Here is a 14,375-nt window from a genome sequence, read left to right as displayed (position 1 = left end):
TGGGCTAGAGATGGACGATGGCAACCCAGGCCGAACGGCGCGAGAAAACCAGAGCCGCCATCGTCAAGGCGGCGCGGCGCATCTTTGGCGAGCGCGGCTTCGCCGCTGCGACGATGGACGGCATCGCCGCCGGCGCGCGCGTCGCCAAGGGCGCGGTCTATCATCACTTCGCGACCAAGGAGGCGGTGTTCGAGGCGGTGTTCGAGCAGGTGTCGCTCGACCTCGTCGCCGATCTCGACCGCATCTCGCGCGCCGAGAACGATCCGCTGGCGGCGATGGCGGCGGGCACGCAGGGCTATTTCGCGGCGTGCTCGAAGGGCCCGACCGGCCAGATCATTTTGCGCGACGGTCCCGCCGTGCTCGGCTGGGAGCGCTGGCGCGAGATCGACGCCAGGCATTTCGGCGGCAAGCTGCCGCGCGCGATTGCGGCGGCCATGGAGGCCGGCCTGATCGCCCGCCAGCCGGTCGAGCCGTTGGCGCGGCTGCTGCTCGGCGCAGTCACGGAAGCCGCGGTTGCGGTCTCCGCGGGGCCGGACATCAGCAAGACCGGCACCGATTACGCGCGCGCGTTCCGCTCGCTGCTGGATGCGCTCAGGGTGAAGTAGCCGAACGCTCTCTCCACGTCGTCCCGGCGAAGGCCGGGACCCATAACCACAGGAAGGGATCGTGGAAGCGCGCTGGAGCACCAGCGTGCTTCATAAACCACGGCCGGTGGTTATGGGTCCCGGGTCGCGCTTCGCTTGCCCGGGACGACGAGGCGAGAGAGCACCGCCTCAGTCCTTGTCGTTCTCAAGCTGGAAGATCTGCGAGCCTTCGCCGCTCGAGATGAGGCCGGTCTTGTTGTAGAGGCCGAGCTTGGTGCGGGTGTCGGCGATATCGAGGTTGCGCATGGTGAGCTGCCCGATGCGGTCGGCCGGCGTGAAGGCGGCGTCCTCCACCTTCTCCATGCTGAGCCGCTCCGGCGCATAGGTGAGGTTGGGGCTCTCGGTGTTGAGGATCGAATAGTCGTTGCCGCGGCGCAGCTCCAGCGTGACCTCGCCGGTCACGGCGCGCGCGACCCAGCGCTGCGCGGTCTCGCGCAGCATGAGGGCCTGCGAGTCGAACCAGCGGCCCTGATAGAGCAGCCGGCCGAGGCGCATGCCGCTGATGCGGTACTGCTCGATGGTGTCCTCGTTGTGGATGCCGGTGACGAGGCGCTCATAGGCGATGTGGAGGAGCGCCATGCCGGGCGCTTCGTAGATGCCGCGGCTCTTGGCCTCGATGATACGGTTCTCGATCTGGTCGCTCATGCCGAGGCCGTGGCGGCCGCCGATGGCGTTGGCTTCGAGGAACAGCGCGACGGGATCGGAGAAGGTCTGGCCGTTCAGCGCCGTGGGCTGGCCTTCCTCGAAACGCACCACGACCTTCTCGGCCTTGACGTTGCAGTCGTCGCGCCAGAACGGCACGCCCATGATCGGGTTGACGATCTTGATGCCGCTGTCGAGGCTCTCGAGATCCTTGGCCTCGTGCGTGGCGCCGAGCAGGTTGCTGTCGGTCGAATACGCCTTCTCGGCGCTCATCTTGTAGGCAAAGCCCTGGGCGGTCATGAACGCCGACATCTCGGCGCGGCCGCCGAGCTCGTCGATGAACTGCTGGTCGAGCCAGGGCTTGTAGATCTTCAGGCCGGGATTGGTGAGCAGGCCGTAGCGGTAGAAGCGCTCGATGTCGTTGCCCTTGAAGGTCGAGCCGTCGCCCCAGATGTTGACGCCGTCCTCCTTCATCGCCGCAACCAGCATGGTGCCGGTCACCGCGCGCCCCAGAGGCGTGGTGTTGAAATAGGTGATGCCGCCGGTGGAGATGTGGAAGGCGCCGGACTGGATCGCGGCGATGCCTTCGTGCACCAGCTGCGTGCGGCAATCGACCAGGCGCGCCTTCTCGGCGCCGAACTCCATCGCCTTGCGCGGGATCTCGTTGTAGTCGGCCTCGTCAGGCTGGCCGAGATTGGCGGTGTAGGCGTAGACGCGCCCTTCTGCTTCATCCAGAGCAGCGCCGCGCTGGTGTCGAGGCCGCCCGAAAACGCGATGCCGACTTTCTCGCCCTTGGGCAGGCTTTTCAGGATCGTGGTCATGGGACGGTCCAATCGGTCGAAATCAATGATGTTTCTGCTCTGAGCATGATCTTTCGGAAAACCGGCTTCCACTTTTCCGGATCATGCTCTGCGGCGAATATCAAATTTCCGCTGGCGGGGCACGCCTTTAATCAGACCCAAATCAGGCCTCGGGCTGGCTGGACGCCGCCTTGCCGCCCCGGCGCCAGCGCTGCATCCACCGGTAGCCGGGCATCGCAAGGCGCGTCAGCGCGGCATCGACCTGGGCGTCGGTCAGCCGGGTCGCTGCCCAGCGGTAGATCAGCGCGTAGAACAGCCAGACCGTGAAGAACGACACCAGGCCTGCGATCGCCACATCGGTGAAGAAATGGCCGCCAAAGGCCATGCGAAGCCCGCTGGTGACGATGCCGAACACGGTGGCCCCGGCGAAGGCCAGCGGCCGCCAGACAGGCGGCGTCAGCGCCGCCGGCGCATAGGTCCAGAACGCGGTGGCGCCCTCGCCGGAGAAGAACGAGCAGTTGCGCGCGCAGCCGCCGCGCGGATCCCACCACGGCACGAATTGCTGGTCGCCGGCAAACTCGGTCACCACCACCGGGCGTGGCCGGCCCCAATAGGTCTTGAAGGTGAGGTTGGTGAGGATGCCGGCCGAGAGCAGCATCGTGGTGAGCAGGAACACCGCGGCGCGGCCGGACATCAGCATCGGCCGGTCCGGGCGGATGAATTTCCAGACGATGGTCACGATCGCCGGCAGCACCAGCGCCCAGGCGATCCACATCGCCGCATCGCGCGCGAACGACGCCACCGCGTCGAGCTTCATCGGAAAGGTCTTCTGCGCGGCATCGTAGAACATGGCCGCGAGCTTCAGGTCGAGCTCGGGATAGATCCCGAACAGGATTCCGACGATGAGCGACAGCGCCAGGGCGATGAAAAGTCCAGTCCGGTTCATGGCGCGCGGTTTAGCGGAGGCGGATGAGCATGAAAAGTGCGCGGTCATTCTTTACCCTCCCCCTCCAGGGGAGGGTGAGAGCTGTCATCACGGCCGCGGCGATTGCGACGGCAAGGGCGGGGGCGGCGGCAACGGTCGCGACGGGTCGCGCCACGCGCCGGCATTGCGGCCGGCAATCAGCCAATAGACCATGCCGGCAACGATCCCTGCGCCGGTCATGATCTCCAGGTGCCGCCGCACGATGCCTTCGAATTGCATCATATCGGGATCGAACGGAACCAGGCCGAGATAGCAGGCCGCGCCGACGATGGCGCCGCCGACGGCGTAGGCCAGCACGCTCCGGATGAAGAACGCCTCGGTGATCAGCACCACGATCAGCGCCGGCAGCAGTGCAAAGCCCGAGATGAAGATGAAACCGAAGCCGAGCACGACGTTGATCGCGCTTTGGTCGATCTGCCCGCCGAAATCGCTGATCTCGGGATACAGCACCGCGACGACCACGATGATCCCTGCCACGAAGCAGGCCATCAGGAAGCCGAAGGCGACGACGAACAGGCGGCCGATCAAGGCCATGAGGTCATCCCATCATTGGACAACGCTGACACGAGATCCTCCGCCGTCATGGCCGGGCTTGTCCCGGCCATCCACGTCTTACCTTTGTCTCGGCGAGAGAAGACGTGGATGCCCGGGTCAAGCCCGGGCATGACGACGGAGTATGTGGACACGTCTCAATCCGTCATCGCCATGGCGCGGAGCGCCTGACGTTCGCGTGCACTGAGCTTCTCGGTCTCCGACTTGAGCTGGCCGCAGGCGGCGAGGATGTCGCGGCCGCGCGGGGTGCGCACGGGAGAGGAATAGCCGGCGTTGAAGATGTATTCGGAGAACTTCTCGATCTGGTCCCAGTCCGAGCATTCATAGGCGGTGCCGGGCCAGGGATTGAACGGGATCAGGTTGATCTTGGCCGGGATGCCCTTGAGCATCTTCACCAGCAGCTTCGCATCGTCCAGCGAATCGTTGACGCCCTTGAGCATCACATATTCGAAGGTGATGCGGCGCGCGTTCGAGGCACCGGGATAATCGCGGCAGGCCTGCAGCAGCTCCTTGATCGGATATTTGCGGTTGAGCGGCACCAGCTCGTTGCGCAGCTCGTCGCGCACCGCGTGCAGCGAGATCGCGAGCATGACGCCGATCTCCTCGCCCGCACGCACGATATTCGGCACCACGCCCGAGGTGGACAGCGTGATGCGGCGGCGGGAGATGCCGATGCCTTCATTGTCGCCGACGATCAGCAGCGCATCGCGCACCGCGTCGAAATTGTAGAGCGGCTCGCCCATGCCCATCATCACGATGTTGGTGACGCGGCGCGTGCCGTCCTCGCGATCGGCCCAGTCGTTGAGGCGATCGCGCGCGACCATCACCTGCCCGACGATTTCGCCGGCGGTGAGGTTGCGCACCAGGCGCTGCGTGCCGGTGTGACAGAACGAGCAATTCAAGGTGCAGCCGACCTGCGAGGAGACGCACAGCGTGCCGCGATCGGTCTCGGGGATGTAGACGCACTCGACTTCATGCGCCTTCTGAACATTGTCGCCGCTCGGCAAACGGAGCAGCCATTTGCGGGTGCCGTCGTTGGAGATCTGCTCGGCCACGACCTCGGGACGGTCGACCGTGAAATGCTGCGCGAGCTCGGCACGGATGCCCTTCGAGATCGAGGTCATCTCGTCAAAACTCTGGGCGCCGCGGAAATAGATCCAGTGCCACAGCTGCTGGGTGCGCATCTTGCGCTGGCCGGCCTGCACCCCGATCTCGCCCAGGCGATCGGCGATCTCGGCGCGCGACAGCCCGATCAGCGACGGCTTGGCCGGCGGCACATAGGTCTCGAGCGGAACCTTCTCGACCAGCGCGCTGGCGCCGGAGACGGCATGGGTGGTCACGGTGTTGGTCATGAAACCTCAAATAGGCCTTCCAGCCTGTGCTGGAAAGCCACCAAATACCTCGATTTCAGGCCTTAAGTCGCTTCTCTAGCGCCGGCAGTCCTGCCCGAGCCGGTCGAGCGCCTGCGCCAGGCCCTTCAGCGAAAAGGTGTCCGTCGTCTCGGTGCCCTTGGCCGAGACGGCTTTTACCGTCAGTTCGGCCGATTTGCGCATGGATTCCACCATCCGCTCCTCTTCGGCCGCATTCTTGATCCAGAGGCCGTCACCCTGCGTGTACATCGCATAGGTCCCGCCGCCGACCTCGACGGTCGATTCCGAGCCCGGCTTCAGCGCGTAGCCGATCATGACCGAGACTTCGTTGTTGACCTTCTCCGCCGGCCGGGTCGAGACGAACGCATAGGCGGGATCACGCGGCCGGTTCGGCGGGCTGGTCTTCGACGACGAAGGCTTGGCCAGCGCGAAGCAGACCTTCTTGCCATTGGGCGTGGCCGCATAGGCCCCCCAGGTGCCGAACTGCCCGATCAAGGTCGGCTCGGCGCCCCCGGCCGCAGCCGCGGCCGCCGAAGGCGCCGGCTTGGCTGCTTCCTTGGCCGTATCCTTCTTGGGCGCAGCCTGCGCCGGCGCGAGGGTGATGAACCCGCACAGGATACAAGCAACCAGTGATGTCAGAATCTGCCGCACGGCCAACTGGTTCCCCCATCATTGTGACTGCAAGATGGCCCGGCGATTCCCCTCCGCCGGCTCGGATGGATAACCGGGAAACGCTTTTTTGGGAAGGCAGTTAGGCCGAAAGACGAACGCCGCTCACCGTCGCGCGCGTAATCGCGACGCGTTATCACCTGGCGCGCGCAGCGCGCTGCTTCTCCCATTGCGCATCGGTCCATTGCAGCAGGTCCTCGGCACCGGAACTGCGCAAGTGCGCGCCGCCATCCTGCACCACCATCTCGCCGTTGATGTAGCCGCCCTGATCCGAGATCAGGAAGGTCGCGAGATTGGCGAGCTCCGCATGCTCGCCGGCGCGGCCGAGCGGATTGCGATGCGCCCAGCTCTCGCCGCGCCCTTCGGGGCGCAACTGTCCGGTCGCACCGGCGGTCGGAAACGGACCGGGCGCGATCGCGACGGTGCGGATGCCCTTCGGGCCCCACTCCACCGCAAGACTCTTGGTCATCGCCAGCAGGGCGGACTTCGCCATCGCCGACGGAACCGTGAAGGCGCGACCGGTGATGGTGGAGGTCGAGAGGATCGACAGCACGACGCCGCCATGCGTGCCGTCGATCCAGCGCCTGCCGGCGGCGAGCGTGCAATACATCGCGCCATGCAGCGTCGGCGCCAGGATCGCATCCGCGGCGCGGAAGGAGAGATGCTCGCTCTGTGCGATGAAGGTCGCGGCAGCATTGTTGACGAGGATGTCGAGCGGCGCCTCGCGCCAGACCTGATCCATCATGCTGTCGACGGCCGCGCCGTCGCGAATATCGCAGCGCGCGATGGAAACCTTGGCGCCAAGCTCGCTGCGGAATTTTGCTGCGGTTTCCTCCAGCAGCCCCTCGCGCCGCCCGCAGATGATCAGTTCGGCGCCGAGTTCAGCAAAGCGGTAGCCCATCGCAGCGCCAAGGCCGGAGCCGCCGCCGGTGATCAGGATGCGCTTTTTCGCTAGCAGGCCTTTTTCAAACATAGTTTGATCCCTCCGCACTGTATTGTCGCTCCGCCGCAAATCCGGCATGAAGCTTTCAGCTCTTTTGCGTCCGAAACTCAGGTGCCGCCATGAAAGCCATCCTCTGCTCGCAATATTGCCAGCCCGACGATCTCGTTCTGGCCGAGGTGCCGGATCCGGTGGCCGGTCCCGGCGAAGCCGTGATCGCGATCAAGGCGGCGGCGCTGAACTTCTTCGACATCCTGATGATTCAGGGCAAGTACCAGATCAAGCCGCCGTTCCCGTTCTCGCCGGCAGCGGAAGTCGCCGGCGTCATCGAGAGCATCGGCCCCGGCGTGACCGATCTGAAAGTCGGCGACCGCGTCGTCGCATCCTGCGGCCACAACGGCGCGCGCGAGAAGATCGCGCTGCCGGCGGCATCGATCGTGAAGATCCCCGACAATCTCGACTACGACCGCGCGGCCGGCATCATCATCATCTACGGCACCGCGCTGCATGCGCTGGAGGACCGCGCGAGCCCGAAGCCCGGCGAAACGCTCGCAGTGCTCGGCGCAGCCGGCGGCACCGGCCTCGCAGCCTGCGAGCTCGGCAAGCTGATGGGCCTGAAGGTGATCGCCTGCGCCTCGTCGGACGAGAAGCTCGAATTCGCGAAAGCGCATGGCGCCGAGCTGACGCTGAACTACGGCAAGGAGGATCTGAAGGAAGGCCTGCGCAAGCTCACCGGCGGCAAGGGCGTCGACATCATCTTCGATCCGGTTGGTGGCGCTTACGCCGAGCAGGCGCTGCGCTCGATCGCCTGGGAGGGCCGCTTCCTCGTCATCGGCTTTGCCGCCGGCGACATTCCCAAGATGCCGCTGAACCTCGCGCTGCTGAAGGGCTGCGACATCCGCGGCGTGTTCTGGGGCGCCTGGACCCGGCTCAACCCGGCCAAGAACCGCGCCAATTTGGAAAAGCTCGTGAAGTGGACGGCGGAGGGCAAGATCTCATCGCATGTCGATCGCACGTTCCCGCTGTCGCAAACCGCGGAAGCCCTGAAGGTGCTCGCCGGCCGCAAGGCGATGGGCAAGGTGATCCTGCACCCGGGAAGCTGAAGAATTCCGCAGCCCGGATGGAGCAAAGCGAACCCGGGTTACGCCTTAACCTCCCCTTGAAAAGGGGAGGTCGCTTTGCTCATCAGAGCAAAGCGGGTGGGGATCGGCTCTCTCCACATACAGCGGCGCCCGCCGCTGACCCCCATCCCGACCTTCCCCCTTTCAGGGGGAAGGGGAAGAGCCTCCATTCACGCCACGCTCATTTCTCTTCCGGCACCCCGCGCTTCAGCGCGGCGCGGGCGGCCTCGCGATGCTCGTTCGTGATGTGGCTGGCGACCATGCGGATGGCAGTGGCGAGCACGGCGGCGTCATCGGCGAAGCCGAGCATCGGCATCACGTCCGTGACGAAGTCGAACGGCAGGATGAAGTAGGCGATCGCCCCGAGCAGCGAGGCCTGGACGTGGCGCGGCGTCTGCCGGTCGAACGCGCAGTAATAGGCGGCAAGCAGGTCTTCCGCGAACGGCAGGCTCGCCACCACCTTCTTGAACTTGATCCAGAAACGGCGGCGCACGCTTTCGGGGTCCTGCGCCAGCCGGTCGGCAGGCCCAAATCCCACGCCGTGTTCGCTCGATGTCATCGCAAGGTTCCTCGACGCCGCGCCAGTTCGGCGGCGGACGAAGCGAATCTGGGGATATCGGCGGACCCGTGCAAGGTTCCACGCGCGGGGTCAACTGACCCCAAGCTGCCTTGCGATGGCGTTCATCGCCTTGGCCAGCGCGATGTCGCGCGTGGTGACGCCGCCGGCGTCATGGGTCGACAGCACCACCTCCACCGTCTTGTAGACGTTGCGCCATTCGGGGTGGTGATCCATCTTCTCGGCCACCAGCGCAGCGCGGGCCATGAAGCCGAACGCCTCGTTGAAATCCCTGAAGACGAAAGTCTTGGCGATCGCCTCGCGGCCGGACGTCTCCGACCAGCCGGCCAGTTCCCAAAGGGCGGCCTTCCTCGCCTCCGCTGACAGCCGTTCGACCATGGTAACCCTCCCGTTTAGCGCCGACTTTAGCCTAACAACCGGCCTCCGGGATGGGATCCACGCCCAAATTAAGGCCGAAATCGCGTCCTATCGCCGCTGGTAACCATGACGGAGTTGTAACATCTGTCCATTCAGTAATTTGCTACACATAGAGGATGTATGCGCGTTGGTAGTTTTGCGAGATTGAGCCCCGACGATTGTTTGCGAGATCGATGACAGAAGGCTCCGCCAGCATGTCGCCCAAGCCGCTGCGTTCGGCAAAGCGGCGGCTGATGTTCGTTTTGATCGCGGGCGCGCTGGCCATCATCGGCACGTTGCTGGCCGGCTATTATTTCGCGATGCGTCCGGTGACGCTCAAGATCGCGGTCGGTCCTGCCAACAGCGATGACATCAAGGTCGTGCAGGCGCTGACGCAGGCCTTCACCAACCAGCAGAACACCCAGGTCAAGCTGAGGCCGGTGCAGACCGAGGGCGCTACCGCCAGCGCCCAGACGCTGGCCGAAGGCAAGGTCGATCTCGCCATCGTGCGCGGCGACGTCGACGTGCCCAAGAACGCGCAAGCGGTCGCGACCCTGCGCAAGAACGTCGTGGTGCTGTGGGTTCCGCCCGCCAAGGGCAAGGTTCGGAAATCCGCGCGGATCACCAAGATCGCACAGCTCGCCGGCCGCAAGATCGGCGTCGTCGGCCGCACCCCGGCCAATGTCAATTTGCTGAAGCTGATCCTGACGCAATACGGCGTCGACCCGATGAAGGTCGAGATCGTTCAATTCCCGGCCAATGAGGCGGCGGAAGCGATCAAGAATCTCAAGGCCGACGCCTATCTCGCCGTCGGCCCGGCCAACAGCAAGATCACGATCGATGCGATCACGGCGTCGGTCCGCGACGGCGGCGAGCCCAGCTTCCTTGCGATCGACGCCTCCGAGGCGATCGCGCAGAACCATCCGGCCTATGAGGCCGCGGAAATCCCCGCGGGCTCGCTCGGCTCCGCCGACCGGCCCGACGACGAGGTGAAGACGATCAGCTTCTCGCACCACATCGTTGCGCGGAAGGGCCTGTCGGACTCGACGGTCGCGGCATTCACGCGGCAATTGTTCGCGATCCGGCAGTCGCTCAAGACCGATTTTCCGCTCGCGGCGAAGATCGAAACGCCTGATACCGACAAGGATGCGGTGATCCCGGTGCATCCGGGTGCGGCCGCCTTCGTCGACGGCGAGGAAAAGACCTTCCTCGACAAATACAGCGACTACATCTGGTGGAGCCTGATGGCGCTTTCCGCCATGGGCTCGATCGGCGCCTGGTTCGCCGGATACCTGAAGAAGGACGAGCGCGACAGCAACACCTCGCAGCGCGAACGCCTGCTGGAGATGCTGAAGACCGCACGGCAAAGCGATTCGATCGAGGAACTCGACCAGATGCAGGCGGAGGCCGACGACATCCTGCGCCACACGCTGGACTGCTTCGAGCACGGCGCCATCGAGGAAGGCACGCTGACCGCGTTCAACATCGCGCTCGAGCAGCTTCATAACGCCGTCGCCGACCGCAAGGCGCTGCTGTTCAGCATGCCGCAGAATTTGCAACGAGCTGCGACGCAGTTCCGGGCGGCGGGCACGGCGTAGACGGCGCCCCCATTCTCTATCCGCAAACTCCCCTTGCCGCTCCCGCTTGCGGGGGAGGGAGCCTGAGAGGCGTGCACACCTTACGATCTGGGCAGTTGCCCAGTCTCCCGCTCCCGCGCTTCCCTGTAATCTCTCCGTCATGGAATTTTTCTAGGTCTTGGCGCGCCTGCGGCGCATTGTCGCTGTGACCTGAGGAGGCTCCCCATGACGATCCGGTTCTCGCGAAATCTCACCCGCCGACGCTTTCTCTCCACGGCGGCTGCGGCCGGCGCTGGCGTGATCGCGATGCCCTATCTGTCGCGCGCCGCCGACCGCCCCGTGATCACCCATGGCGTGCAGTCCGGCGATGTCGGCGTCGATGGCGGCGTGGTCTGGGCGCGTACCGACCGGCCGGCACAGATGCTGGTCGAGGTGGCGACGACTGATACGTTCAGGGATGCCCGTGCGCTGCCGCCGATCGCCGCGCTGCCCGAGAGCGACTTCACGGCAAAAATGCTGCTGGAGAATCTGCCGGGCGGCCAGGACATCTTTTACCGCGTCCGCTTCCGCGATCTCTCCCATATCGACATCGAGGGCGAGGCGGTGGTCGGCCGCTTCCGCACCGCGCCGGCCGACCGCCGCGACGTCAGCTTCGTCTGGGGCGGCGACGTCGCCGGCCAGGGCTGGGGCATCAATCCCGATGACGGCGGCATGTTCACCTTTTCGGCGATGCGCAAGCACCGGCCGGATTTCTTCCTGCATTCCGGTGACACGATCTATGCCGACGGTCCCATCCAGTCCGAGGTGAAGCTCGCCGACGGCAAGATCTGGAAGAACGTCACGATCCCGGAGAAGGCCAAGGTCGCGGAGACGCTGGACGAGTACCGCGCCGCGCACAAATACAATCTCACCGACGAGAACCTCCGAGCCTTCAATGCCGAAGTGCCGATCTTCGTGCAGTGGGACGACCACGAGGTGACCAACAACTGGTCGCTGTCGAAGGAGCTGCCGGCCGCCTACAAGGTGCGGGACATCTCGCTGCTCGCGGCCCGCGCGGGGCCTTCCACGAGATGTACCCAATGCGGGAAAGCATCGTGGAGCCCGGCCGGGTCTATCGCCAGATCGCCTACGGCCCACATCTCGACGTGTTCGTGCTCGACGAGCGCAGCTATCGCGGCCCGAACGGCCCGAACCTGCAGGAGCAATACGGCCCCGACGCCTATTTCATCGGCCCGGACCAGATGGCCTGGCTCAAGCGCGCGCTGCTCAACTCGCGCGCCACCTGGAAGGTGATCGCCTCCGACATGCCGCTCTCGCTGATCGTCTATGACGATGCGGCCAACAAGAAGGGCTCGGAAGCCATCGCACAGGGCGACGGTCCGGTGCGTGGTCGCGAGTTCGAGATCGCCGACATCCTCCGCTTCATCAAGATGGCGCCGATCACCAACACGGTGTGGCTGACCGCGGACGTGCATTACGCCGCCGCGCATTATTACGATCCGAACAAGGCGCAGTTCCAGGAGTTCGAGCCGTTCTGGGAATTCGTGTCGGGTCCGCTGCACGCCGGTACGTTCGGTCCGAACGCGCTCGACAACACCTTTGGCCCCGAGGTTCGCTTCGTCAAGGCACCGGGCAAGGACAGCCAGAACCTGCCGCCGTCAGCGGGCATGCAGTTCTTCGGTCACATCAAGATCGACGGCAAGAGCGGGCAGATGATGGTGAGCCTACGCGACCGCGTCGACGTCGAGCTGTGGGCGATCACGCTCGACCCGAAGCCGGTCTAGTTCGGTCACAGCCACGGCGGAACCGGTCTCTTTGTCTTGACGGCCTTGCCTCCAAGGCGAGGCAACGCGATTGCCGGGGATGGACCTTCCCGGCCTCTTCCGGTACCGATGTCAGAGCCGTTATGCTGGGGGCCCGGAGGGGCGGAGCATGAGGCGCTGCGAATTCTTTCGCGTGCTCGGTGGTATCGTCGCGAGGTTTCGGCCTCGCCGCTTTTTGGTCGTCGCGATCGCAGTGTTCGCGCTGCTGCCGATCGAAGCCAGCGATGCCGGCTGGCTGCCCGATCTCTTCAGGAGCTCACCCAAGCATGCCAAGTCGCCGAAGCGCGCGAAGGCGACAAGGGCTGGCAAATTGGCAAGGCACCGCGCTCCGCCCAGGCACCGCGCCATGCGGCTGGCCGCCCTTGGGCCAGTCACCCTGCCGCTTTCAGCTCTCAAGCCGGCCGCTGCCAAATGCGATCCCGCGACGTTCCGGATCGTGCTGGATGTCGGACATACCGCGCAATCGGAAGGCGCGATCAGTGCGCGGAATGTTGCCGAGTTCACCTTCAACCTGCGCCTTGCGAAGCTGATCGAGGAGAGGTTGAAAGCCGAAGGCTTCGCCGAAACCAGGCTGCTGCTGACCGAAGGCAAAGCGAGACCGAGCCTCTTCAAGCGGGTCGCCGCCGCCAACAATCTGCACGCGGATCTGCTGATGTCGATCCACCATGACTCCGTGCCCAACAAGATGCTCGAGGACTGGGAGTTCGAGGGCAAGAAAAGCCACTTCAGCGACCGCTTCAGCGGCTACTCCGTGTTCGTCTCCCGGGACAATCCGGACTTCAAGACCAGCCTCCGGTTCGCCGAACTGGTCGCCGGCGAAATGAAGGCCCAGGGCCTGCATTATGCCGAGCAATACAGCCAGGCTATCATGGGTCGTTACCAGCACCCGTTGCTGAACAAGGATACCGGCGTCTACAGCAATGATGAACTCATCGTGCTGAGAAAGACCGCGATGCCCGCGATCCTGCTGGAGGCGGGCTCGATCATCAACCGGGACGAGGAACGCGAGATGAACTCGCCCGAGCGCCAAAACCTCATCAGCAGCAGCGTCGCTTCCGCCGTGAAGGAATTCTGCGAGCCGCGATGGGCGCTGCTCGGTCCACCCTGACGGCCGAGCGATCAACTCCTCCTCAGCCCGGCTTGCCCGACTTGATCTGCTTGAACTTGGCAAGCGCCTGCTCGAACTTGGCGTTGAACAGCCACATCGCATCGAGGATCTCGCGGAAGGTCGCGGATGTTCTTGCCCGGTCGGCCCGACCGAACGCGAAGACGCTGTTGTTGCGCAGATATCGCATGATCCTGGGATCGGAAATTCTGTAGCCGACGAGGTTGCCCGATTTGAGCGCTGCCCTGGTCGGCGTGGGAATGATCTGGATCAGCTCAAAGACCTTCATCTGATCGATCGGGTCCGGCAGGGCTTTCTGGATCGCCGCGACCTGCGGGAAAAGTTCGGCGTGCGCGTTCATGAGGCCGTCCCGCACGGCGGTCCAGTGATTGAACCTGTGGTCGAGGTTGCCGACCCGTGCCTCTTCCCGGTCGTCGCGACGGCTCAGCGCAGGATCGAGCGTCGCGATCGACCCCTTGATGGCGGCCCACTTCCTTCGGCCGTCGCGATCCTCGGACGGGCCGGTCTGCAGGCTTCCTTTATAGGTGTTCGATCGTGCATTGCCCGCATTCTGCTTGCCGTTCGTTTCGGCAAAGAAGAGGCCGAGGCTGATACGGCCCGCGACCGCGGCGTCGGCGGCGTCAAGACCCTTGGCCCGCGCGATCACCGTCGCCAGATCGACCACGTCCTTGAATGGCGTATCGGATGTTTGCGCACCGGCGGGCGGCGCCTCCATGACGTCGAAGAGCTTCCTGTAGTCATCGAGCAGCGGCTCATTGTCGGCGTTGAAGTAGGCCGGGGGGATTCCGAATCTGTTGGGTCTTCCAATCCTGGACGGAAGCGCATCGGTGAGGTCCTTGTAGGCGCTCATCATCTCGACACGGGCCAGATAGATCGCCTGGCCCGGCAAGTCGGGCAGCGGCTGCTTCGAATCGATCTGCGCGCGGCGCTGGCGCAGGATGGCCTCGAAATTCCGCAGGGCATTGTCGTAGGTTTCGCGGGCAGCCGACTGCGCGCTCGTCAGCGCGGCCGGCTCGGCGATCGCCGGCGACACGAAACCGGCGATCGGATGCATTGCACCCGGCGCGAGGAACAGCCCAAGAGAGAGCACTGCTGCGGGCACAGCAGCAGATGTCCTGTTCGCCATGACGGCTTCCCGATTCGTCACCGAATC

General features: G+C 64.8%; 12 protein-coding genes and 2 pseudogenes. 5 read left to right on the top strand and 9 right to left on the bottom strand.

The genetic code is table 11. The annotated features are described in order from the left end of the window. Positions 1 to 17 precede the first annotated feature (17 nt). Positions 18 to 605 (top strand): TetR/AcrR family transcriptional regulator, encoded by a 588-nt coding sequence (locus RX327_RS01705; RefSeq protein WP_317249272.1) that lies wholly within the window; start codon positions 18 to 20, stop codon positions 603 to 605. A gap of 168 nt (positions 606 to 773) precedes the next feature. Here the strand turns inward: RX327_RS01705 and argG are convergent. The 6 genes and pseudogenes from argG to RX327_RS01675 all read right to left on the bottom strand — a co-directional run bounded on the left by argG (position 774) and on the right by RX327_RS01675 (position 6,635). Further along, positions 774 to 2,107: pseudogene (gene argG / locus RX327_RS01700) on the bottom strand (argininosuccinate synthase). A gap of 142 nt (positions 2,108 to 2,249) precedes the next feature. Continuing rightward, on the bottom strand, positions 2,250 to 3,032 hold the full coding sequence (locus tag RX327_RS01695) for a phosphatase PAP2 family protein (RefSeq protein WP_317249271.1): 783 nt from the start codon (positions 3,030 to 3,032) through the stop codon (positions 2,250 to 2,252). Between the two features lie 87 nt (positions 3,033 to 3,119). Further along, positions 3,120 to 3,605 (bottom strand): hypothetical protein, encoded by a 486-nt coding sequence (locus RX327_RS01690; RefSeq protein WP_317249270.1) that lies wholly within the window; start codon positions 3,603 to 3,605, stop codon positions 3,120 to 3,122. Positions 3,606 to 3,760: 155 nt separating this feature from the next. Next, positions 3,761 to 4,975: a 23S rRNA (adenine(2503)-C(2))-methyltransferase RlmN gene (gene rlmN, locus RX327_RS01685; protein ID WP_317249269.1), complete on the bottom strand. Its 1,215-nt coding sequence runs from the start codon at positions 4,973 to 4,975 to the stop codon at positions 3,761 to 3,763. Positions 4,976 to 5,050: 75 nt separating this feature from the next. Next, entirely contained in the window at positions 5,051 to 5,644 is a 594-nt protein-coding gene (locus RX327_RS01680; RefSeq protein WP_317249268.1) for an invasion associated locus B family protein, read from the bottom strand. 154 nt (positions 5,645 to 5,798) lie between these two features. Beyond that, positions 5,799 to 6,635: an SDR family oxidoreductase gene (locus tag RX327_RS01675; RefSeq protein ID WP_317249267.1), complete on the bottom strand. Its 837-nt coding sequence runs from the start codon at positions 6,633 to 6,635 to the stop codon at positions 5,799 to 5,801. Positions 6,636 to 6,724: 89 nt separating this feature from the next. Here RX327_RS01675 and RX327_RS01670 point away from each other — a divergent pair, with 89 nt between their 5' ends. Further along, positions 6,725 to 7,705 carry an NADPH:quinone oxidoreductase family protein gene (locus RX327_RS01670; RefSeq protein ID WP_317249266.1) on the top strand — a complete coding sequence of 327 codons (981 nt, stop codon included), beginning with the start codon at positions 6,725 to 6,727 and terminating at the stop codon, positions 7,703 to 7,705. Between the two features lie 199 nt (positions 7,706 to 7,904). On the opposite strand, the gene RX327_RS01665 is transcribed toward RX327_RS01670, so the two are convergent. Both RX327_RS01665 and RX327_RS01660 read right to left on the bottom strand, forming a co-directional pair. Further along, positions 7,905 to 8,282 carry a YkvA family protein gene (locus RX327_RS01665; protein WP_317249265.1) on the bottom strand — a complete coding sequence of 126 codons (378 nt, stop codon included), beginning with the start codon at positions 8,280 to 8,282 and terminating at the stop codon, positions 7,905 to 7,907. 90 nt (positions 8,283 to 8,372) lie between these two features. Continuing rightward, positions 8,373 to 8,735, bottom strand: coding sequence for a 4a-hydroxytetrahydrobiopterin dehydratase (locus tag RX327_RS01660; protein ID WP_317251432.1), 363 nt, complete (start codon positions 8,733 to 8,735; stop codon positions 8,373 to 8,375). 155 nt (positions 8,736 to 8,890) lie between these two features. Between RX327_RS01660 and RX327_RS01655 the strand changes: the two genes are divergently transcribed. The 3 genes and pseudogenes from RX327_RS01655 to RX327_RS01645 all read left to right on the top strand — a co-directional run bounded on the left by RX327_RS01655 (position 8,891) and on the right by RX327_RS01645 (position 13,204). After that, a complete protein-coding gene (locus RX327_RS01655; protein WP_317249264.1) occupies positions 8,891 to 10,294 on the top strand; it encodes a TAXI family TRAP transporter solute-binding subunit in 1,404 nt (467 codons plus the stop codon). Between the two features lie 204 nt (positions 10,295 to 10,498). Beyond that, positions 10,499 to 12,057 (top strand): annotated as a pseudogene (locus tag RX327_RS01650) (alkaline phosphatase D family protein). A 385-nt stretch (positions 12,058 to 12,442) separates the two neighbouring features. Next, a complete protein-coding gene (locus RX327_RS01645; protein ID WP_410712229.1) occupies positions 12,443 to 13,204 on the top strand; it encodes an N-acetylmuramoyl-L-alanine amidase family protein in 762 nt (253 codons plus the stop codon). Positions 13,205 to 13,226: 22 nt separating this feature from the next. Here the strand turns inward: RX327_RS01645 and RX327_RS01640 are convergent, their stop codons facing one another. After that, positions 13,227 to 14,348 carry a hypothetical protein gene (locus tag RX327_RS01640; protein ID WP_050383582.1) on the bottom strand — a complete coding sequence of 374 codons (1,122 nt, stop codon included), beginning with the start codon at positions 14,346 to 14,348 and terminating at the stop codon, positions 13,227 to 13,229. Between the last annotated feature and the right edge of the window lie 27 nt (positions 14,349 to 14,375).

Source organism: Bradyrhizobium sp. BEA-2-5, assembly GCF_032918025.1.
In the GTDB taxonomy this organism is placed as follows: Bacteria; Pseudomonadota; Alphaproteobacteria; order Rhizobiales; family Xanthobacteraceae; genus Bradyrhizobium; species Bradyrhizobium pachyrhizi.
This window is presented reverse-complemented; position numbering and strand designations above follow the sequence as displayed.